Annotated in this window: 17 protein-coding genes; 9 read left to right on the top strand and 8 right to left on the bottom strand. The window is 51.6% G+C overall.

The window, feature by feature from the left end:
• Positions 1 to 384 precede the first annotated feature (384 nt).
• On the top strand, positions 385 to 1,359 hold the full coding sequence (locus tag GC101_RS01645; protein WP_171715861.1) for a phosphotransferase: 975 nt from the start codon (positions 385 to 387) through the stop codon (positions 1,357 to 1,359).
• 6 nt (positions 1,360 to 1,365) lie between these two features.
• Here GC101_RS01645 and GC101_RS01640 read toward each other — a convergent pair whose 3' ends face one another.
• Complete coding sequence (locus GC101_RS01640) at positions 1,366 to 2,112, bottom strand: glycoside hydrolase family 16 protein (RefSeq protein WP_171715860.1); 747 nt, start codon at positions 2,110 to 2,112, stop codon at positions 1,366 to 1,368.
• 148 nt (positions 2,113 to 2,260) lie between these two features.
• Here GC101_RS01640 and GC101_RS01635 point away from each other — a divergent pair, with 148 nt between their 5' ends.
• From GC101_RS01635 to GC101_RS01600, 8 genes are all read left to right on the top strand, one after another.
• On the top strand, positions 2,261 to 3,181 hold the full coding sequence (locus GC101_RS01635; RefSeq protein WP_039297276.1) for an ABC transporter permease: 921 nt from the start codon (positions 2,261 to 2,263) through the stop codon (positions 3,179 to 3,181).
• Between the two features lie 57 nt (positions 3,182 to 3,238).
• A complete protein-coding gene (locus GC101_RS01630) occupies positions 3,239 to 4,123 on the top strand; it encodes a carbohydrate ABC transporter permease (protein ID WP_042136063.1) in 885 nt (294 codons plus the stop codon).
• 45 nt (positions 4,124 to 4,168) lie between these two features.
• The gene (locus GC101_RS01625) at positions 4,169 to 5,839 is read left to right on the top strand and encodes an extracellular solute-binding protein (RefSeq protein ID WP_171715859.1); all 1,671 of its coding nucleotides are present in this window, start codon (positions 4,169 to 4,171) and stop codon (positions 5,837 to 5,839) included.
• Between the two features lie 140 nt (positions 5,840 to 5,979).
• A complete protein-coding gene (locus GC101_RS01620) occupies positions 5,980 to 7,818 on the top strand; it encodes a sensor histidine kinase (protein ID WP_171715858.1) in 1,839 nt (612 codons plus the stop codon).
• A 1-nt stretch (position 7,819) separates the two neighbouring features.
• On the top strand, positions 7,820 to 9,415 hold the full coding sequence (locus GC101_RS01615; RefSeq protein WP_171715857.1) for a response regulator: 1,596 nt from the start codon (positions 7,820 to 7,822) through the stop codon (positions 9,413 to 9,415).
• Positions 9,416 to 9,961: 546 nt separating this feature from the next.
• Positions 9,962 to 12,604 carry a family 16 glycosylhydrolase gene (locus GC101_RS01610; protein WP_171715856.1) on the top strand — a complete coding sequence of 881 codons (2,643 nt, stop codon included), beginning with the start codon at positions 9,962 to 9,964 and terminating at the stop codon, positions 12,602 to 12,604.
• 208 nt (positions 12,605 to 12,812) lie between these two features.
• On the top strand, positions 12,813 to 13,307 hold the full coding sequence (locus GC101_RS01605) for an RNA polymerase sigma factor (protein WP_171715855.1): 495 nt from the start codon (positions 12,813 to 12,815) through the stop codon (positions 13,305 to 13,307).
• The gene (locus tag GC101_RS01600) at positions 13,304 to 14,269 is read left to right on the top strand and encodes a hypothetical protein (RefSeq protein ID WP_171715854.1); all 966 of its coding nucleotides are present in this window, start codon (positions 13,304 to 13,306) and stop codon (positions 14,267 to 14,269) included. The genes GC101_RS01605 and GC101_RS01600 overlap by 4 nt, the downstream gene beginning before the upstream one ends.
• A gap of 436 nt (positions 14,270 to 14,705) precedes the next feature.
• On the opposite strand, the gene GC101_RS01595 is transcribed toward GC101_RS01600, so the two are convergent.
• From GC101_RS01595 to GC101_RS36855, 7 genes are all read right to left on the bottom strand, one after another.
• The gene (locus GC101_RS01595) at positions 14,706 to 14,963 is read right to left on the bottom strand and encodes a hypothetical protein (protein WP_171715853.1); all 258 of its coding nucleotides are present in this window, start codon (positions 14,961 to 14,963) and stop codon (positions 14,706 to 14,708) included.
• Positions 14,964 to 15,290: 327 nt separating this feature from the next.
• Positions 15,291 to 16,034, bottom strand: coding sequence for a hypothetical protein (locus GC101_RS01590; RefSeq protein WP_171715852.1), 744 nt, complete (start codon positions 16,032 to 16,034; stop codon positions 15,291 to 15,293).
• Between the two features lie 45 nt (positions 16,035 to 16,079).
• On the bottom strand, positions 16,080 to 18,500 hold the full coding sequence (gene helD / locus GC101_RS01585; protein ID WP_171715851.1) for an RNA polymerase recycling motor HelD: 2,421 nt from the start codon (positions 18,498 to 18,500) through the stop codon (positions 16,080 to 16,082).
• Positions 18,501 to 18,798: 298 nt separating this feature from the next.
• Positions 18,799 to 19,392 (bottom strand): flavin reductase family protein, encoded by a 594-nt coding sequence (locus GC101_RS01580; RefSeq protein ID WP_171715850.1) that lies wholly within the window; start codon positions 19,390 to 19,392, stop codon positions 18,799 to 18,801.
• A gap of 29 nt (positions 19,393 to 19,421) precedes the next feature.
• Positions 19,422 to 20,360: a ring-cleaving dioxygenase gene (locus GC101_RS01575; RefSeq protein ID WP_171715849.1), complete on the bottom strand. Its 939-nt coding sequence runs from the start codon at positions 20,358 to 20,360 to the stop codon at positions 19,422 to 19,424.
• A gap of 363 nt (positions 20,361 to 20,723) precedes the next feature.
• Complete coding sequence (locus tag GC101_RS01570; RefSeq protein WP_171715848.1) at positions 20,724 to 21,197, bottom strand: GNAT family N-acetyltransferase; 474 nt, start codon at positions 21,195 to 21,197, stop codon at positions 20,724 to 20,726.
• Between the two features lie 18 nt (positions 21,198 to 21,215).
• Positions 21,216 to 21,521 (bottom strand): GNAT family N-acetyltransferase, encoded by a 306-nt coding sequence (locus GC101_RS36855; protein WP_216626421.1) that lies wholly within the window; start codon positions 21,519 to 21,521, stop codon positions 21,216 to 21,218.
• Positions 21,522 to 21,682 lie beyond the last annotated feature (161 nt).

Raw genomic sequence — 21,682 nt, 5'->3', positions numbered from 1 at the left:
TAAACAATATCCTGCGAAAACACGAGTTTTTAGCAGAATGTCTCCATAATTAGGGGGCCGAACCGTTAGCAGCACAATTGTTGTATTTCATACAACAATCTATCCCCACACCCGGGTTTCTGCGAAACCAAGTTGCAATACGTACAACATTTAAGCTTTTACAGTGTAAATTTAAGCACCCGTATTCAGCATTCACTGGTCTATGAAGTTGAACTATTCGGGCAGTAAATGGCCGCGTCCCCCTTCGGTTTCTTAGCAAATATTTATCTTGAATAATCCCTTCACTCCGGTGAAAATAAAGTCATATAGCAGCATTACAGAGATTAAACTAGTGTTAACCCTGAATACATTCATCATTTATATTTCCAGGTGAGGAGATATTATATGTCCGACACAGCCGCAACCATCCGGGATGAAATCTTAGGCTCCATTTCAGAGATTTTCGGGGTGCACGTTACTGAAGCTACGCAGATTGATCAGGGTTTCCTGAATCTGAAATGGAAGCTTGAAAGTGATCACGGACGTTTATTCGTGAAGCAATACAGCAAGATACGTTACCCGGAGCACCTCACCCACGGACTTGAAGTTTCTTTGACTCATCAGGATCAGCTGCATTTGCAGGGTATCCCGGTTCCGAAGTTATTTTCACATCAGGGGAAATATGTCTTACGAACGCCTTCGCAGGAACGGTATGTGCTGATGAACCTGTGTGACGGAAGCAGTATTGAGCCGGGCTCGGCAAGTGAGCCCCAAATGTATGCGCTCGGGAGCGTAGTCGGCCGGATGCATAAGCTGCTGAACACGGACCTGACTCCATTGCCCCTGCACTGGAATATACGGACCCAAGAAGCTATGGTGAAGCACTGGGACAAAAGATACCTTCAGGCCACCACCCTTCATAATGGCGAAACGGTTGCAGCGCTTGAGATTCAGCGGAGAATTATTGATGGAATGGATACCGGTATCTTTGCAGACTGCGAGCGGGGCTGGGGGCACTGGGATTTGTTCGTCGATAATATTCTGTTCAGCGCCGATGAAGTGGCCGCTATCCTTGACTTCGACAGACTGCATTTCGTGTACCCGGAGTTCGATATATCACGCCCCATCCTGTCCTGCGCCTTGTCAGGCAGCCAGCTCCGGCTGGACCGGGTCCATGCCTTTGTGACCGGCTACCGCGAGCATATCCCATTATCCGTGGACAAATTGATCCGTTCCATTAAATTAACATGGTGGAGGGAAGCCGAATGGATTGCGGTTCCCCAAAAGGATGAATTCACACCGCTCATCCGGTTCCGCCACGAAAATAATTGGGTCGCCGCCAACTGGGACCGCCTGGAGGATATTTTCGCCGGAATTTGAGCTGATTCAATGCTGATACAGCCGGATGCTTGACACCGTCATCACCGCCGGAAGCGCAGCTTCGTCCACCGCCACATTGTCATACCAGCCGCCCACTGCAAGATTAAGCAGCAGATAAAAAGGCTGATCAAAGGGCATCACCCCCGGCTCCAGACTCCGCTCCGCGAAGCACTGCCCGTCGACCAGCCAGCGCATGGAACCGGCTTCCCATTCCAGCGCATACTCCCGGAACTCATTAATCGTTCCGTTCTCCAGCTCATAGGTGAACTCTTCGACGACTTTATGCGCAAGATCCGGTCCATAATGCAGCGTTCCCGCTATCTGCCGGGGCAGGCGTCCCTTCGCCTCCAGCATATCGATCTCCCCGGAGGCGGGCCAGGGCCCGTAAGCCTGATCCTGCGGAAGCAGCCAGATGGCGGGCCAGATTCCCTGCCCCACCGGCAGCTTGGCCCGCACGACCAGCCTGCCGTAGCAGAAAGAGAACTGGTCCCGGGTATCCAGGCGGGCTGAAGTATACGCGAAGCTGCGTCCGTCCTGCTCCACAGTTTCGCGGCGCGCACACAGCTGCAGGCCTTCTTCTCCAATAGACAGATTCCCCGGATTCCCCGTATAAAACTGCTGCTCCCCGTTGCCCCAGCCCGGATACACCGGCTTCCCGTCATTGTCTAATAAGTCGTTGCCCAGGCGGATATTCCACCTCTGCAAATCCGCATTTCCGCTCAGGAAATCCTGCTCCCATACAAGCTTGTTCATCCTTCGCACACTCCCTTCATTTAATCACAGCATACTTAATTTACGGGCCCGATAGGTGGAATCCAAAAAATTGGGATAGGGTCAATAATCATGGCCTTTTTTCCTCTGCCCTTTTCTCATACGATGAAAGAGGAAGGGGGCACAGCACATGTTCCAATACAGAACGGAACAAATGAAAGCGCTTGTCAGGCAGTGGCAGCTGCAAAGCATGGTAATACCGGGCATTATCTGGATGTTCATCTTTTGTTATATCCCTATGTTTTGGCTGATCATTGCCTTCATGGACTTCAGCATCGCGAAGCCCATGCTGGAGTCGCCGTTTGTCGGGCTGAAGCATTTTCAGGATTTTATGACGGATGACCGTTTTTGGCGCTCGATCCGCAATACCCTCGGGATGAGTACAATTAAGCTCGTACTAGGTTTTCCAATCCCCATTCTATTCGCCCTGCTGCTTAATGAAATCCGGGGTCTGCGGTTTAAGCGCACGGTGCAGACAATCTCGTACCTGCCCCATTTCATCGCCTGGACGATCTTTGGCGGAATCGCACTCAACTGGCTGGGGGAGGGCGGTGTCATTAACCAGCTGATGATGGCGATCGGGTTCCAGGACCGGGAAATCCTGTTTAACAGCGACCCTAAGTACTTCTGGTGGATTACCTTTTTCACCGATACGCTCAAGGAAACCGGCTGGAGCGCCATTATCTACATAGCAGCCATAGCCGGTATTGATCCGGGGCTGTATGAAGCAGCCGAGCTGGACGGCGCGAACCGCTGGCAGCGGATGTGGCATATCACCGTGCAGAGCATCCGTCCCACGATCGCTATTCTGTTCATTCTCGCGGTCAGCGGGATCCTCGGCAGTAACTTTGAGCAGATCTTCATGCTTAAGAACAACATGAATATGAAGATGGCGGAGAGTCTCGACCTCTACATTTACAACATGGGGCTGGTCTCCGGGCGTCACTCCTTCTCCACCGCCGTCCTGTTTGCCCGCTCAATCGTAGCGCTGGGGCTGCTGCTGTTGGCCAATCAGACCTCCAAGAAGCTGACCGGCGACAGTATTTTTTAGAAGAAACGGATTATGAGCGGCAAAGCCGACTCCACCTGGAAAGGAGACAACAGATTCATGGCAAGACGCGGAAGATTCCGGCGGATTGGTGCTTTCGAGGTCGGCAATACCCTGCTGATGCTGGCGGTCTGCTTTCTGACGCTGTACCCGATGTGGTTTGTACTCGTCAACTCGCTGAATTCACCGGCGCAGGCCTCGCTGGGTACCGTCAACTGGTTTCCCAAAGAGCTCTCGCTGGCCAGCTACAGTGTAGCCTTTAATGATAAGACGCTGATGAACGGCTTCTACATCACAACCATGCGTACGGTGATAGGGACTGTGGTGCATGTGCTGTTCACCGCTATCGTAGCTTACGGAATGAGCAAGTCCAATCTGATGGGCCGCAAGCTGTATCTCAAAATCTCTTTGATTACGATGCTGTTCTCAGGCGGGCTGATCCCCTCCTTCATTCTCATGACGAAGCTGGGCCTGTATGATAGTTTCTGGGTATTCATTATTCCTTCGATGTATACTTTTTTTAATATGGTTATATTTATGAGCTTCTTCCGCACCATTCCAGACAGCCTGGAGGAATCAGCCAAGGTGGACGGGGCTTCGGATTATGGCGTCCTGTTCCGGATTGTCCTGCCCAACAGCATGGCTGTCATTGCCACCATCTCCCTTTTCTCTGCAGTCTATCACTGGAACGACTATTATCAGGGAGTCATCTATATCCATTCCCAGGAGCTCCTGCCGCTGCAGACCATGCTGTACAAAATCATTGCCGAGAACTCCATGTCCTTCATGCAGCAGCAGGCGATGGCGCAATTCGGTGCAAGATTACCCGGCAACTCGATCAAATTCGCCTCCATGATGGTAGCCACGCTGCCTATCCTCATCTTCTACCCTTTCATCCAGCGCTATCTGGTCAAAGGTGTGATGATAGGTGCTATTAAAGGCTAGCCGTAATGAACCATTCTACAAACATACAGAAAGGATGATTATGCCGTGAAAAGCAAATCTGTCAAACCATTCTTAGCTATCATTCTGGCCGTAATCCTGACATTAACTATGGCCGCATGCAGCAGCAATTCCGCGAATAAGGAAAGTTCACCCACGACTGCGCCGCAGGCTGATACTACACCGGCGCCTCAGGCAGAAGCTACTCAGAATCCCGATGAACCCGCCTGGAAGCTCGATACCAGCCCTATCGATTTAACCTGGTTTGTCGGAGCGAACTGGTATGCACACACCTGGGGCGAGAGCCTGGCTTCCAAATATGTGACGGAGAAAACGGGTGTCAATGTCAAGCTGGAGGTTCCTTCCGGTGAAGCAAATGAGCAGATCACACTGATGATGACCTCGGGCAAGCTGCCGGATCTCATTTCTATGGGTTCCTGGGAAACCGCTGTCAAAAAGCTGTGGGAAGGCGATCATGTCTATGCCCTCAATGAATTGGCCGATCAGTACGACCCTTACTTCTACAAGGTAGCAGGTGATGGTACGCTGAAGTGGTACCGCCAGGAGAACGGCAACACGTATGGTGTTCCGAATGACTCCTACAGCCCCAACCTGATGCATGAGACCGGCATGACAGCCGCCAATCAGACCTTCCTGGTCCGCAAAGATCTGTACGAGGAAATGGGCAGCCCGGACCTCAGTACCCCGGAGGGCTTCCTGGGTGCGCTGCAGCTGCTGAAGGATAAGTATTCCGAGTATAAGGGTCAGCCTATGAGCCCCTTTTTCGCCCAGGGAAATGTCCCTTACGGGATGACGGAATATCTGCAGAATCTGCTGGCCGTTCCGCATGAGAAAGACGGCAGCGTATATGACCGGGTGACCGACCCGGATTATATCGCCTGGCTCAAAACCTTCCGTACCGCTTACGAGCGCGGACTGATTAACGTGGATTTCCTGGTGGACTCCGATACCCAGGTGGAAGAGAAAACGAACAACGCCCGCTACTTCATGATGATCCGCGAATGGACCGGCATGACCGCTGTCAATCCGATGCTGGCTGCGGGTGCTAATCCGGACTCCAACTACATCGCAGTTGACGGGCCGCAGAACAGCAAAGGCGACAGCGCCAAGCTGTTCCCCGGCAACATGGACGGCTGGATGGTAACCATGATCAGCAAATCCACCGAGAATCCGGAGCGTGCGATCCGCTTCCTGACCTACCTCGCCAGTGAAGAGGGCCAGCGAGACCTGTTCCTCGGCAAGGAAGGCGAAACCTGGGATACGGTGGACGGCAAACCGCAGCTGAAGACTGAATTCACAGACATGCTGGGCAGCAATATTGAGAAGCTGGAGAAGGAATACGGCATACTGGATACCTACTGGATGATGCGCAACCCTGTTATCGTCAACCAGTGGAGACCGGAGAAAGCGCCTGTGATCAAGCAGATGGAAGACTTCGCGAACGCACAGGCCGATATCGACAGCGGTATCTATAAAGGACTGGACCCGCTTGGCGATTCGGATGTAGCGGTGGCCTGGGCGCGCATCTCCCAGAACTGGGAAGAAGTACTGCCTGAGCTGATTACGGCCAAGGACGAAGCTGCCTTTGACAAAATCTTCGACAGCTTCCTGTCCCGCCGCGACAGCTACGGCTTCGCGCAGGTGAAGGAATACCGCCAGACGGAGCTGGATGCACGCAAAGCCAAAATGGCGGAATAATGTCTTGAACAATGCCGGCGGCCGGAATGGCGGCCGGTATTCCCTGCTTAGAGGGGTTTCTCCCCTTAAGCCGCAGCGCCTTATTACCTACCAGCCGGTTTGTAATATATGGTATATTACAGGGATGGGAGGTTAACCAGATGAAGTATTTGCTGACTACGATGAGGAAGCTTTACCGGAATTCCCGCATCTCAACCAAGCTGTTTCTGGCCTTCAGCCTCATGATTGCCATACCTGCGATTGTGGTCTCCTTTTTATTCATCCGTACCCAGGAAAGCCAGCTCTACAAGGAAGCTATGGCGGAGGGCAGCAATCATGTCGCACGCCTGAATGAACGGCTGCGCAGCCGGATGGATATTCTTGAGAACGCTTCCTCCACCGCTCTGACCCAGAAGGCATTTGTGGATTTCATTCACACCAATATGCGCGGGGACGGCCTGCGGCTCGTGAAATTCAAGCAAAACCAATATGAGCAGATGCATAATATCATTCAAAGCCATGAGCTGATAAGTGAGCTAAGCTTCTATGTCGATAACCCGGATGTATACGAAATCTGGCCTGAAATCTACCATTACAGCAAGTTTTGGCCGCAGGATTACTGGATGACGCTCCGTGATGAAGGCGGGGCCGCCTTCCGCTTATCCGCTTTTAAGGATGGCGAGGATACGTTATCCTACTACAGGCTGGTGCGGCCTCAGGGCCAGCAGCAGAAGCTCCCCACCATTATGGAAATCCGCGCCAGGCACAGTGTTTTTTTCAGCGATCTGCTTGAAGACACGGGCGGTGATTTCTTCAGTGTTGTAATGGACGGAACGAGTGCTTTCCGGAATGTATACAATCCTGGGCATGAGTTCCCGCAGAATGCCGGGGAGAAGCTGGACGGAATCCTTAGCCGGGTTCATGAACAGCTGGATGTGCTGCAGCAGAATAACCCGGTTAAGATCCATTTGGGGGATCAGACCTACTACGCGCTGTATCGCTACATCGCCCCGCTCAACGCCTATGTGGTCGATATTGCCTCCCATCAGGCATTGATGCAAGGCCCGCGGAACTGGTACCTGATTGTGATCGCCGTCACCTCATGTGTGCTGCTGCTTATGCTGCTGCTCGTTTCACAGATGACCCGGCGTATATTCCGGCGGCTGGAGAAGGTGCTCGTCTCCATGCGCAAGGTACGCAGGGGGCAACTGGATGCGAAGATTGATACAGGACTCCGGCATAACGAAACCGGTGACGAAATCGACTACGTGGCCGTCAGCTACAATAATATGCTGGACGAAATCCGGCACCTGATGACACAGGTGGTGGATAAACAGCTTATCGCCAAGAACGCGCAGCTCCACTCCCTGCACTCACAGATCAATTCCCATTTCCTGTACAACGCCCTGGAGTCGATCCGGATGCATGCGGAGGTCCAGCAGCAGCCGGCTATTGCTGGTGCACTGGTCTCTTTAGGCTCACTGCTGCGTTACAGCATGCAATGGCGCAGTGATACGGTTGCCCTCAGTGAAGAGCTTGCCAACATCCACAGCTACATCCGGTTCATCAACTTCATGGAAGGCGGAAGCATTGAATTGTCGGCCGCTCTTCCCCCGGAGGTGCAGCGCTATACAATTCCCAAAATGTGCATGCAGCCTATCGTCGAGAATGCCGTCCATCACGCAGCCCCTGCAGGCGGCAGTGTACATATCCAAATTACTGTTAGGGTAGAGAATGACAGCCTGCTGCTGATCGAGGTCCGCGATGACGGCGCAGGCATTGATCCGCAGATGCTGGTGAAGCTCCAGTCTGTGCTGCGGGGCGACTCGGATACGCCGATTATTACCAGCAAGAACGGGCTGGGTCTGGAGAATGTGCATAAGCGCCTGCAGCTGCATTACGGCAAGGACTGCGGTCTGTGGATTGACAGCGTGCAGAGCGCCTATACCTGCGTAACCATACGGCTCCCTTGGGAAAATGTGAATCTTGGAGGATGGTAGCATGATCAATATTCTGGTTGTGGATGATCAAAAGCAGATCCGTGACGGCCTGCAGGCTATGCTGCGCCAATTCCCTCTGCAGCTTGACCATATATACAGCGCTGTAAGCGGAATTGAGGCACTGGACCTATTGCGTCAGCACAGCATCCAGCTGGTGATTACCGATATCCGGATGCCTGACATGGATGGACTGGAGCTGATGGCGCAGACCAAAGAGGAACGCATTAAGGTTGATTATCTGATTATTAGCGGGTACAGCGATTTCGCCTATGCCCAGAAGGCCATTGAGCTTGGGGCTAAGGGTTATCTGCTCAAGCCTGTGAAACGGGAGGATTTGCAGTCCTCCGTGGAGCATGCCTGGCAGGAAATTCAGACGCGAATGTCGCTCTCGCGTAATCTCGAGCAATTGTCCCGCCGCGCCATGGAGACCGACCGTAAGGAGCTGCGCATGTATATGCAAGGCGCGGCGGGTGATGAAACGTGGATTGACGCGACTGAGCAGCAGAGTGCAGAGCTATGGAGCAGCTACCGGCTCTGCCTGCTGCGCGAGGAGCTATGGATTAACCAGCCGGGTGCCAGCAGCAGCCATAGCATAGAATCTATTGCTTACCGCGTATATGGCAGACAGGGTTGTATCTGTCTTCAGCACCGTCCCCACCTGATCCTGGCGGTTAATGCAGCCGTAGATCCGGGGGTATTCCCTGCTGCGCTCCAAGCCGAGCAGATGGAGGCCATTACTGCAATGACCAGCCCGCAGCAGGGATTAAAGGAGCTTCCGGGCAGCTATACGCTGGTATTGGAGCTGTACCGCCACAGCTTCCTGTTTCCGGATAAGAGATGCCTCCTGCCCGCGCATATTGAGCGGCTGGAGCAGCAGTGGGAGCTCCCCTATGAGGAGCTGTATGCCCTGTTCCAGTTAACGGGCACCAAGAACAGCGGCAGAATCACCCAAGGGATCTCCAGTCTATTCCATAAGGATGTGCTGCAGCGTTATCACATTCGATATACACAGCAGCTATGCCGGGCCGTAGTCCAGATGATGGAGGAATATGAGCGTGTAATCCGCCCGTATATGGGAGAAGAAGCGCTGGACTTAGACTCTCTGCGCAACCTGTTCGACTATCCGAGCATCCGCGATTATATTCAGGCGCTGCAGCAGCAGCTGCTCCGGCTGAACCAATTTTATTATGAATACAAGTGCAGCTACCGCAACTCTCAGGACTTGAACGAAGCCATCCGTTTCATCCACGAGAATTACCACAAGCCGCTGGATCTCGCGATGGTGTCCAACCATGTGTCGCTGAATTACGCTTATTTCTCCAACCAGTTCAAGAAGAATATCGGCAAAGGCTTCGCCGAATACCTGCGTGATGTGCGTCTGGATAAAGCCCGGCGTCTGCTTGCAGAAACTGACCATAAGATCGTCGAGATTGCCTCCATGGTCGGATATGAAAGCTACAAAAGCTTCACACGGGCCTTCCGGGATGTGATGCATATGCAGCCCACGGAATACCGGCAGCTGATCCGCCGGAAGCTGGAACGGGAAGAAGATTACCGGGACAGCGGGCTGCAAATCGAGCAAGACTCCACTAAATAAGTCCACCAATACAGTGTCAGATTCAGACCATCGAAAACCACGCTGGCAAAATACTTGCAGAGGGTTTGCCGTGCCACGATTATCGTTATGGTACATGAGCATAGACGGTAGGCGGTAGGCGGCTTAATTGTACTTCGTACAACTAAAATGTCTGATTTGCTACCAGTTATCCGTTTAGCTGTATTTTGTACAATTAAAACCTCCACTTGTCTTGGTTCTCACCTATCCGGGCAGATTTAGTTGTATAGACTACAGTTATAAGAGTCACGCATTCCTTTTCACTGTTTTTAATTGCACGTTATACAGCTATCACTGAATATTCACTTAGAACAGAACTCCATCAATTGCTGCAATGTTGAATACACTCACTTCTTGAGTTCTGAACTGTAAGCGCAATAGCGTCTGCCTATACAGCAAAAGCCAAAAAATTGGGTCATAACAAAAAGGATTGTCCCTTTAAGCGCGATAATAGATTCGATAGAATAAAGATGTTCTCTCACATGTAAGCGGTTACCTTCACTACCATTTAATTAAAGGAGGGCAAGTATGAAGCGACTTCATCTAACGGATATCGGATTTAAACAGAAGGTATTATGTTTTTTCCTGAGCTTGGTGATGCTGGCCGGCATCGGTCTGGTACCTGCTTCGAGAATTCAGACAGCAGCAGCAGCAGGCGTCACTGTTAGCTCCATGACCTATTTTTCAGCGGCAGACGGTCCAGTCATCTCCAAATCAGGGGTAGGACAAGCGAGCTACGGCTTCGTCATGCCAGTGTTCAACGGCGGCTCCGCTACCTGGAGTGATGTGTCGGACGATGTGGGCGTCAAAGTGAAAGTAAGCGGCAACTGGATAGACATCGACAGCGCAGGCGGCTATGTCTACAATCAGAACTGGGGGCACTGGAGCGACGGCGGGATGAACGGCTACTGGTTCACGCTCTCCGCTACAACTGAGATTCAGCTCTACTCCAAGGCTAATAGCGCGGTCACTCTTAATTACACACTGGCCTTTCAGAACCTGAACACAACAACCATCTCGGCTATGGCGCCTACACAAGGGCCGCAGATTACAGCAGGCTTTACAGGCAGCGCAGGCTTTACCTACCCTACCTTCAATAATGATCCGGCCTTAACTTATGAAGCCGTGGCGGATGATCTGAAGGTGTACGTGAAGCCTGTTAACAGCAGCACCTGGATTGATATCGATAATAACGCAGCCAGCGGCTGGATCTATGACAGCAACTTTGGCCAGTTCACCGATGGCGGCGGCGGGTACTGGTTCACCGTTACGGAATCCATCAACGTCAAGCTGGCATCCAAGACCTCTTCGGCCAGTCTCATCTATACGATTACCTTCAATCAGCCGGTCCGGAATTCATATGTCCTATCGGCATATGACGGTACGGCTTACACAGCGGATAACAACGGCTCCATCGGCTTCCCTCTTCCCAAGATTGACGGGGGCGCACCGGTTGGCAGCGAGCTTGGCAAATTCGTCTATCAGATCAAAGCGGGCGGCCAGTGGGTGGATCTCAGCGATTCCAGCCAGAGCGGATTCGTCTATGCCGGCAACGGCTATAACAATATGTCCGCTGCCAACCAGTGGGGCTATTGGGCCGATTACATCTATGGCCTGTGGTTCCAGCCGATCCAAGTGAATATGGAAATCCGCATCGGGTATCCGCTGAACGGGCAGCAGGGCGGAAATGTCGGCAGCAATTATGTCTATTACACCTTCACCGGCAATCCCAATGCCCCGCGTCCCGATGAAAGCGACCAGGAAGATATTACGCTGGGAACACCAACAGACCCGGCTGTGGCCGGGATGAACCTCCTCTGGCAGGATGAGTTCAGCGGGACAGCGCTCGACACCGGCAAGTGGAATTATGAACAGGGGTACTATATCACTAATGACCCTAATAGCTGGGGTTGGGGCAATGCGGAGCTGCAGCATTATACTAACAGTACCCAGAATGTATTTGTCCAGAATGGACAGCTGAATATCAAGGCCATCAATGAACCAAAGTCCTTCCCGCAGGACCCGAGCCGGTATGCGCAATATTCCTCCGGCAAAATCAACACCAAGGACCATCTGTCCTTCCAGTATGGCCGGGTGGACATCCGCGCCAAGCTGCCGACAGGCAACGGCATCTGGCCTGCACTATGGATGCTTCCGAAAGACGCTGCTTACGGGGCATGGGCCGCATCCGGTGAGATCGATATTATGGAAGCCAAGGGACGGCTTCCCGGCACGACCAGCGGCGCCGTACATTTCGGCGGACAATGGCCTGTGAACCGGTATATCGCCGGTGAGTATCATTTCCCTGAGGGGCAGACCTTCGCGAACGATTATCACGTCTATTCCATGGTCTGGGAAGAAGATAATGTGAAATGGTATGTGGACGGCAAATTCTTCTTCAAGGTCAACAGAGAGCAATGGTATTCCGTAGCGGCACCGAACAATCCGAATGCCCCCTTCGACCAGCCCTTCTATCTCATTATGAATCTGGCGGTCGGCGGACATTTTGACGGCGGGCTCTCCCCCGCTCCGTCTGACATCCCGGCAACGATGCAGGTAGATTATGTACGGGTCTACAAGGAAGGCAGCGGCGGCGGGAATCCCGGCAACCCGGGCAACGTTCCGGTTAGCGGTGTCTCCGTAACTCCTTCCACCGCCCAGGTGCAGGCCGGACAGAGCGTCCAGCTGACCGCCAATGTGGCGCCGTCTGGTGCAACTAACAAACAGGTTGCCTGGAGCGTATCCAACAGCAATACCGCCTCCGTGAGCCAGAGCGGCCTTGTCACCGGTCTTGCAACAGGCACAACAACCGTTACGGCTACAACGGCGGACGGCAACAAAACAGCCACCAGCACGATTACCGTGGTGCCCCCGCCTGCAACTGTAATTGTAATCGGCGATCAGGTGCGCGGCCTGAAGAAAACAGGCAATAACCTGCTGTTCTATGTGAACGGCGCAACTTTCGCCGATCTGCATTACAAAATCAATAACGGCGGACAACAGAACGTGGCCATGACCTCCACGGGCAACGGCAACTACACCTACGCGGTAAATAACCTTCAGCAGGGTGATACCGTGGAATACTTCTTCACCTATAACCCGGGTCAGGGGGCGCTGGATTCCCCATGGCAGACTTATGTGCATGGGGTGACCCAAGGAACCCCGGAGTAGGAAGAGCATCCTGGCACAGATAAGCGGCTGAACGTATGGCCGCTTCATATGACCGCTAATACAGGGGATGGGGAAGTCTTAGGACTTCCCCATCCCCTGTTCTATTTCACTCAAGGGCCGGTAATGCAGCCCAAATAAATTTTGCGGAAACAAAATGTGACCAAATGCCGTCCTTAAGGGTGTTATAGGTAAAGGAGGGCATAACCTCATGCAGCAACCCATGACCCGGCCGGGCAATCATGTGATACAAAGTTACGAGGTCTACTCAGATATGCTGTTCCGGATTGCCCTGATCCATCTGGGCAGCCGCCAGGATGCCGAAGAAGCCACGCAGGACACCTTCATCAAGCTGATGGAGAAAGCTCCCGCATTTAAGGATGACGAACATCAGAAGGCATGGCTGATCCGGGTAATCACCAATCATTGTAAAAATCTGCTGGGCAGAGGCTGGCGCAAGCGCGAAGTCAAGCTGGAGGGTATTGAGCCGGTTGCGGCCGACACCCCCGAGGATATGGCGATTCTGCAGCTCGTGCTGGCGATGCCGGTAAAGTATAAAACGGTGATCCATCTGTATTATTACGAGGATTATCCCATCCAGGAAATCAGCAGGATTCTGGAAATCAGCGAGTCTGCCGTGAAGATGAGACTTCAGCGGGGACGTCAGCTGTTAAAACTGGAGCTGGAAGGAGCGGAACCGGAGTGAAGGAAGAAGAATTTCGCAGAAACTATAAGAAAGCGGTGAATTCAATGAAATCCAGTGAAACCATGAAACAAGGATTAGCCGATAAAATGGAGCAGAAACGCCGTCCGCGTAAAATGGTCTATGTGGCAGCAAGTGTACTGCTCGCCGCCGGAATCGGCTTAGCCGGACCAAGCATTATGCAGCAGCTGAATGGAACGGCCTCCCCGGGTCAAGTGGCTCAGGTAGACCCGGGCACACCTGCTGCGGGTACTTCCGCCAGCATCGTCATTCCCAAGATAGAGCTTCCGGATAAAAGCTCCGGTGTTTCAGCAGATATGATCGCCCTTGTCGTATATAAGGGCAATATCTATACTCAAGCGGCGACCCGTATCGATGCGGCCGATGCTGCAGCACTGCGCGGCGAGAAGCTGGGCCGGACGTCCGGCGGCATTGATGAATGGAGCGGCAAGGATGAGTATATCGAGCTGGCCTCCAACATAGGCGAAGCGGATATCTACGCGGTGAAGGGTTACGATTCCGGGTTCCTGGTGATGTCCTATACAGAGATTGACGGCCAGGTATATGCGGAGCTGTATGAACACACGAATGGTATTACAATAAGCAGCGGCGCGGATCTGTTCGGCAAGCTGAAACTGGAAGGCCGCATCGCCTCCGCCCAGTGGGAGAGCTTCAGCAGCTGGAATAACGGCCAGCAGCAGTACCTGCCGCTGCCGGAGGATGCCGCGCTGGATGGCTTCCTGAGCGCACTTAATGCCGCCAAACCACTGGCAGCAGAGCCGCTGACGGAGCAAGGCATCTATGACAGCGAAGACCGCAAGATCATCTACCTGCAGCTGGATGACAAGGCCCGGGTCGAGCTGACCCTGTTCGGCCAGGGACTGGTACGCTACGGCAATGCTCCGGTATTCTTCGAGGTCGAATCCGGCGCTTTCCAGGCGCTGTGGAACAGCATGAATCCTTAAGAGCTGCCGCTTAAGTGCAACAGCCCAGTTCCACCAGAATCAGGTGCACTTTCTCTTTTACCCCTGAATTACCTACTTCAGCGGCAAACAAGTGGATAAAGGTATCTTAATTAGCCCAGTTCCATGGGATATACGGAAGCAAGTGGAAAAACAGCATCTAATCTAGTTAGTTTTCGCTACTGTGGATGAAATGGGCAGATTTAAGTGTTGTTTTTCCAACTGTTGGTTTAGATGCTGCCATTCGTTCATCAGCAAGTGGAGGAAATCCAACTAATTCCGCTTCCCCTCCCCTCTGAGCTTATCCAATTCACTCCATTCACCTTATCGGGTGCAAAAACTTTTAGAGCCAACGGCAATTTGTCCGTTGGCTCCTTTCTATCTTCCCGTTGCATTATAAACCGGACAGATGAACTCCTGAGAGCCTCCAGTTTCACGTTCATACACCCGTCCCCTTCTTCTCCTCACCAACGCTCTCATGCCATTTTAACCCGATGTATTCCTTGATCTGCTCCGCCAGCAGGGCTGGCGGCGTAGAAGTCGAGTCAAACGTAGGCATCGGCGGATCATAATCTGTATCCGCATGCTCAAGCAGCCACCGGGCGAACTCTTCATGCCGCTTCAGCATACCGTCATTCCACATCGCTGCATCTTCACGGGTACGCAGGCGGCTGTTCCGGGTAGGTATTCCCGGCATAAACAATCCTGCACATAATACAACATTTCCCTCGAGATCCCGGCTTAAATCCAAAATTGTTGTACAAAAGGTAGGATTTCTCCACCTGCAAGCGGTTTAACGGAATAATTCTTGTATTTCATACAACAATCTGTCCAAACGCCTAGGTTTCTGGCTAGCCAAGTTACATTACGTACAACATTTAAGCCACATTGTCTGAAGCTGAAGAATCTCAGGTCTCCCAGCAACCAATGAGGCGCGGAAACACATATAATAAAAAACCAGCTGCAGCGCAGCCGGTCGGTTACTGTTCATATTTTCTCTATGATATGGCATTCAGAGCGTTCTTCATTTACCGCTAAGCGCACGTATCTTATTTCGCATGGACTCCTGATGGCTGGCAAACTGCTTATGTCGATGTCCGTTGGCGCCGGAAGGATGAGGGAATCCCCACAGACAATCGCCTGCATCCAGCACCCCGTCTGCCACAAGCTGCTGAAGCACCTGCTCTACATTTTTGCCCAGAGGTATGATTAACGGCTGATTCATGAGACTGAGTTCATCCTGCAATGAGCGTAAGGCAGTCTGGTTCAGAAAAGGGTTGGTCAGCAGAGGGGGATGGGTTCCGTTATAATTATTCCCCGCCACAAAAACCGGAAACCGCAGCAGAGAGGTGGTGTGCAGCAGCTCATGCTGATCCTGAAACAAATCTCCGCAAGATCCGGCTCCCAGATATCGGTGCAGTTCAAGCGTGTCCAGCATGTCAATTAAGTGGGTTCTCATTGTTCCGGCAAAGCCGGCCGCTTCCTTCGCCAGCCTGCACACTGCCTCATCAGAGAGTCCAGCCTTAAGGCCGGCTTTGGCTGCCTGCAGCGCTATTCTCATTTGTGTCCATCCGGGTGTAATTCCGATAATCACTACTTTGGCAGCAGGATTGACATACTCGTTGTGCGGAGCATAATACATTTCAAGCAGGCCGCTGCGCTTCATGAGCAAGTCACTGGCCAGCAATTCCGCTTTGGACAGCATTTTATCTTCCGGGAGCTCAAGAATCGTCTGTTTATACTTGTTCAAATGACTGGAAATAAGCATGCATCCACTCCTTTCCTTTCAAGAAATCCCCAGGATAACCTGCGCTTAGCGCTCCGCCAGTTCATACAATGCCGGGTCTACCTCCCGGATGAAAGGCGTCCATTCCCCCGTCGTGTACAGCTGAAGCACATGCATCGCCCGTGTACATGCGGTATAAAAAAGCTTCCGCTCGTTCTCTCTCTGATACGTTTGCGTAGAAGTATCGTAGATCAGCACAGCGTCGAACTCCACGCCTTTGGCCAGATAAGCAGGAATCACCTGTACCCCTTTCTCGAAAGTAGGCGTGTTCTTCGTGATCAGCCGCAGCTCAGCGGCGCCTCCGGCGGTCAACTTCTTATAAGCTTCTATACTCTCAGCCGCAGTCTTCGTAATCACGGCAATTGAAGTGTACCCTTCCGCCTGAAGCGTGGCAAGATCTTTCACTATGCGTTCCGCCTTCATCTCATGGCTCTCCAGCTTAGTTAGAACAGGCTTTCTGCCTCTCCGCTCAAAAGGGACAATCGCCTCACCGCCGGGCAACAGCGGCTTCGTGAACTCCACGATCTCATAAGTTGACCGGTAGCTCCGGACCAGCTGATACTGCGCAGTCTCCGCCTCTCCATACAGCTGAACCAGCGGTGAACTCTCACCTGACAGATTCGTCGCCTGGGTGAAGATCGCCTGGCCGAAATCACCAAGAACCGTCATACGGGCGCGGGGAAACAGCTTTTTGAGAAACTCATACTGGAACATGGAGTAGTCCTGGCCCTCATCAACGAAAATATGCCGCACCTGCGTGTTCGTCCGGACGCCTTCGATCAGCTCTTTTAAATACAGATAGGGTGTCGAATCTTCATAAAAGAGTTCCTGCCCGCTCAGCTTCTCCTTCGTCTGCGCACAGATCTCCGGCCAAAGCTCCGGCAGCTCCGCTTCACCTGTCATTTCCCTGTAGGCCCGTTCATCAGTGAACAGCTGGCGGTATAACCCGCTCATGTCGATAAATGTGAACCGCTTGATTCCCCGTCTCAGAGGTCTGAACTGCTCCTTCACGATCATCTCGCCCAACAGCTCTTCCTCCCGTTCGGCGTAATCAAAATCACTCTCATCCAGCTCGCGCTTGTGCACCAGCATTTCCTGAAGCCGCAGGTATTTCTCGGCAAAGTCAAACACCCCTTTCTCTCTGTGCAGCATGCCGTATACCTTAGCGTATTGCTCATTATCGAGGTAATTCATCTCCTCCTGTACCCAGGACGCTCCCTGCTCTTCCTTTTGCAGTCTGGCCAGCTCTTCCAGCAGCCATTTCTGCACCAGGGTGACGCGGTTCGGCAGTCGAATCGATGGATCATAGCTATACAGCCTGGTCTTGATCTGCTCTCCTGAGATCAGCACGCGGTCCCGGAAACAAATGTCGTTAAACAGCATGCCCTCTTGCTTCAGCCACTGCGAATAGCCCTGAAGTGCCCGGAGGAAGGCTTCCGATGCCTTATATTCAACAGCCTGAAGACGGGACCCATAACCCCTGTCCTGCTCCCCGGTCAATACATATTCAATCTGATCAAACGGATCTTCGAGCCGGAATTCCGGACTTAGCCAAGTTTCCAGATATTCCTGAAAGGTCGTCTGCTGCATATTCTCTTCACCCAGTTCGGGAAGAACAGTAGACACATAGCTGTTGAACATCGGGTTAGGGGAGAACAGCACAATCTGATCCGCCGAGAGCCGCTCGCGGTGTTTATACAGCAGGTAAGCTACACGCTGCAGCGCTGCTGATGTTTTGCCGCTGCCGGCCGCTCCCTGCACAATGAGCATCTGGCTGTTATCGTTGCGGATGATCGCATTCTGCTCCGCCTGGATGGTTGCCACGATACTTTTCATTTGGGCATCCGCACCCTTGCCGAGCACCTGCTGCAGCAATTCGTCGCCGATCGTTACATTCGCATCGAACAGATGCTGAAGCTGGCCGTTACGGATCTGGTACTGCCGCTTCAGACTCATTGTTCCGCTGATCCGTCCTCCCGGTGTATCGAAGGCTGCTTTTCCCGGCGGATAGTCATAGTACAGGCTCGCAATTGGAGTGCGCCAGTCATAGACCACAAAGCTCAGTCCGTCTGTATCGACGAAGGAGGAGACCCCGATATAGACCAGTTCTTCAGGAATTTGCCCATCCTCATGAAAATCAATCCGCCCGAAATAAGGGGACGGCAGCAGCCGCTTCATATTCTTCCACTGCTGCAGCTTCCGCGCGTGGCTGCGTTCCCGCTCAGATAAGACGGCATCCTGCTGAGTTATGGTAAAGAAGCTCTCTTCAAAGTCTTCCTGGGTGCTGGTATTCACCGTTACCTCTTCCCAGAATCTTTTGCGGATATCTGTTGCCTGCTCCTTTAACCGGCCAACCTCCGGCTCCAGGTTAGCAATCCCCGATTTCAGCTTTTCTTTTACCTGCTCCAGCCACTCCTGTTCCTGCTCCCAGCTGCTTATCTTCTCCATCACCCGACCACTCCCTTTTCTTGAATGATATTCCTTATCTTCCCCGCTGCAATAATCCCAAACTGGTGGGTTGACAAACCGGATGTCCATTTGCTATAATTAAAATATAAGTAAGATGCATAACCTCCGTTCTTTTTTTAAAAAATCGACAGTTCTTTAACATTAACATATTACTTCTTTGTATGCAATACTTCCCGATACATAATTAACCCTGGCGCTTGCGCCAGGGTTTTGTTGTTCAGATATAAGAAACTGAGTATAACAGACACCCTACGACTGCCTGTTTACCAGCACAGCCTTAAACCGGGCGCTCTATGGTAAAAACCTCACCAATCCCCGCATAATTATTCCCTGCCAGGCGGCTTACCGCCCCTAATTTCACCGGATCAATTCTTCCCTGTTCGTAGATATCCTCATCGATATGAAACTGTACAATCCTGCCGATAATCAAGTCATTATTAGGCAGCTCCAGGCAATGCTCAAGTGTACATTCCATCCGCACCTTCGCTTCCTTAACCCCCGGAACAGCAATCTGCAGGCTATCTACAGGCGTCAATCCCGCTAAAGCTACTTCACTCTGGTCCGGAGGCAGGGGTGCTGCGGTGATATTCACCTGCCCGACATTCTGCTGATCCACAATATGAACGACAAACTCCTTCGTCTGCATAATATTCCGCGCCGTATCCTTGGACTGGCCCGCAGCATGCTGAATCGAAATGGAGATCATCGGCGGGTTGGAGGAAACAATATTGAAGTAGCTGAACGGCGCACCATTCAAGATCCCCTCTCCCGACATCGTCGTCACAAAAGCAATCGGCCGCGGGATAATACTCCCGGTCAGAAGCTTATAATTATCCCGCTTGCTATTCTGCAGTGGATCAATTGAAATCATCTTAGCATCCCCTCTTCTCTGAAAGTCGGTTAATCTACTGCTCTTACGGTAAACGGCAGCAATACCTGCTCAAGCTGTTCTCTGTGCGGCTCATATTGTGCCGGCAGCATCAGGTGGCTGCCCATCGTTTCCGGCGTTTCGTCATGGGCGAAGCCCGGAGGATCAGTAGCAATCTCAAACAGGATCTCCCCATGCTCTCTGAAGTAAATAGCATTGAAGTAATTCCGGTCCTGAACTGGCGTTACCCCATATCCATTATCATGCACATAATCCTGCCATTCAAGCTGATCCTGGTCATCCTTCGCTCTCCAGGCAATATGATGCACGGTGCCGACACCCATTTCGCCGCGCTGTACCGCTGTTACCTTCAGTTCAACCACATTTCCGATATCCGCAGTGGAATGGTAACGGGCGACATCGCCTTCTTGTCCTACGAATGTAAGTCCCATCACCTTCTCCAGCAGCTCAGCAGTCTGCTCCGGATGTGTGGACAGCAGTGTCGCACCACCGAAGCCCTTAATCGCAACCTCCGGAGTTACCCCGCCGAAGGTCCATTCGTTACGCTCTCCAGCCTCCCGTTCCACCAGTTCGAGATGAAGACCGTGGGGATCATCGAATTCCAGATACTGCTCGCCAAACCGCTCCATTTCGGTAAAAGCAACCTTGAACTTCGTCAGTCTTTCTCTCCAGAAAGCCATCGCCCCTACCGGAATCACATATGAAGTAACGCCGACCTGCCCCCCGCCGATTTTACCCTGATATGCATCTGCCCAAGGGAAGAAAGTAATAATCGTCCCCGGCTTGCCGCCATTGTTGCCGAAGTAGAAGTGATATGTCCCCGGATCGTCGAAATTGACCGTTTGCTTAACCAGCCGGAGTCCTAGCACACCTGCATAAAAATCCATATTTTCCTGCGGATGGCCGACAATTGCGGTAATATGATGAATGCCCATAGTTTGTTTGTTCATTTAAATTCACTCCTAATTAATTTTGGTTAGATTAGATTGATGTTTTATCTTTACTTTAAGATATTAGGTTGAATATTATCTTTAAGTTAAGATAATTTATATTCTCACTTTACTTTTTATTATTCCGCTTGTCAAGCACTTGTCTATCTCTCTTACTATTTACAATCCTGCACAAAATACAACATTCTCCTCCCAAAAACGCCCATAATCGAAAATTGTTGTACGGAATGCAGCATTCCGCCTCCTCCAAGCCGCTGAAAGAGATAATTCCTGCATTTCATACAACAATCCCCTTGAATACTTAGGTATCTATGAATCAAAGTTGCAATATATACAGCATTTTATACTTTTACAACGTGAGCCTTAAATAAGCGTTTTTTCATAGAAGCACAAAGTCAGCTTGTCATTGATCTCTTTGGTCTCACCTGTTCTTCTGTAACCCAGCTTCTCATACAAGTAGCAGTTTCTTTCCTCTTGCATTACGGTATCCAGCTCCCAGACTTTAGCTTCGGAATAGATCTGCTCGATCAAGGTAAACACCCGCTGGGCTATGCCCAGACCCTGGTATTCCGGGTGGATAAATATCCGTCCGACACGAAATACGGCATTCTCTTTTCGGACCACTCTAATCGCACCAACTGCCTCCCCGGAATACCGGATGATGTAATTGTCTGCATGAGCCTGGTTGATCCGTTCTACCGTACTGTCTACAGTCTCATTAGCAGGGTTCGTATCATGATCCTGATATTTCTCGAGCAAGGGCAGGAATGCCCGGGTCTGCATTTCATGAATCACTGCCGCATCTTCCGCTACCGCTTTACTTAAAGTAACTTCCATCCTATGTACCTCCAGATTTTATACAAAATATACATAATCCAAGTGTTCGCCGACCATCCCTGCAATATGTTGATTCGGCCTTGTCTGATACATGGTGAATCCGATACTCTCATACATCCGCCGGGCAGGAACCAGATCATCATTTGTTGTCACAATAATTTTCCGGACATCATTTTGGAGGATTCTATTCACTGCTTCTTGCAGCTGCATTTTACTGTAACCTTTACCTTTGTGGGCTGAAGCAATGCAGTTATGGCCGATTTCCGCAACCTCAGGCAGGTTCCTCGGGTCCCAGGAAACGAAGCCGACAGCTTCATCGTGCAGCGTTGTGATGAACCCGTATTAATCTGCAATCGGCGGATTGTCAAAGAAAAAGTTATCAAAACCCCACCATTCAGCAAGGCAGCTTTGTTCATATCGGCAATCAAAAGAATACGCATCTTTTAACAGTTCAAAGAGTGTTCCCCGTTGAAAACTGCTCACCT

This window comes from Paenibacillus phytohabitans (assembly GCF_013141775.1).
GTDB classification, from domain to species: domain Bacteria; phylum Bacillota; class Bacilli; order Paenibacillales; family Paenibacillaceae; genus Paenibacillus_AQ; species Paenibacillus_AQ phytohabitans.
The sequence above is the reverse complement of the archived record's forward strand: the minus strand, read 5'-3'. Positions and strand labels throughout refer to the sequence as shown.

Excerpts from the sequence above, each read along its gene's own strand:
- GC101_RS01645 (WP_171715861.1), top strand. The coding sequence starts at position 385 with ATGTCCGACACAGCCGCAACCATCCGGGATGAAATCTTAGGCTCCATT.
- GC101_RS01640 (WP_171715860.1), bottom strand. The coding sequence starts at position 2,112 with ATGAACAAGCTTGTATGGGAGCAGGATTTCCTGAGCGGAAATGCGGAT.
- GC101_RS01635 (WP_039297276.1), top strand. The coding sequence starts at position 2,261 with ATGTTCCAATACAGAACGGAACAAATGAAAGCGCTTGTCAGGCAGTGG.
- GC101_RS01630 (WP_042136063.1), top strand. The coding sequence starts at position 3,239 with ATGGCAAGACGCGGAAGATTCCGGCGGATTGGTGCTTTCGAGGTCGGC.
- GC101_RS01620 (WP_171715858.1), top strand. The coding sequence starts at position 5,980 with ATGAAGTATTTGCTGACTACGATGAGGAAGCTTTACCGGAATTCCCGC.
- GC101_RS01615 (WP_171715857.1), top strand. The coding sequence starts at position 7,820 with ATGATCAATATTCTGGTTGTGGATGATCAAAAGCAGATCCGTGACGGC.
- GC101_RS01610 (WP_171715856.1), top strand. The coding sequence starts at position 9,962 with ATGAAGCGACTTCATCTAACGGATATCGGATTTAAACAGAAGGTATTA.
- GC101_RS01605 (WP_171715855.1), top strand. The coding sequence starts at position 12,813 with ATGCAGCAACCCATGACCCGGCCGGGCAATCATGTGATACAAAGTTAC.
- GC101_RS01595 (WP_171715853.1), bottom strand. The coding sequence starts at position 14,963 with ATGCCGGGAATACCTACCCGGAACAGCCGCCTGCGTACCCGTGAAGAT.
- GC101_RS01590 (WP_171715852.1), bottom strand. The coding sequence starts at position 16,034 with ATGCTTATTTCCAGTCATTTGAACAAGTATAAACAGACGATTCTTGAG.
- helD (WP_171715851.1), bottom strand. The coding sequence starts at position 18,500 with ATGGAGAAGATAAGCAGCTGGGAGCAGGAACAGGAGTGGCTGGAGCAG.
- GC101_RS01580 (WP_171715850.1), bottom strand. The coding sequence starts at position 19,392 with ATGATTTCAATTGATCCACTGCAGAATAGCAAGCGGGATAATTATAAG.
- GC101_RS01575 (WP_171715849.1), bottom strand. The coding sequence starts at position 20,360 with ATGAACAAACAAACTATGGGCATTCATCATATTACCGCAATTGTCGGC.
- GC101_RS01570 (WP_171715848.1), bottom strand. The coding sequence starts at position 21,197 with ATGGAAGTTACTTTAAGTAAAGCGGTAGCGGAAGATGCGGCAGTGATT.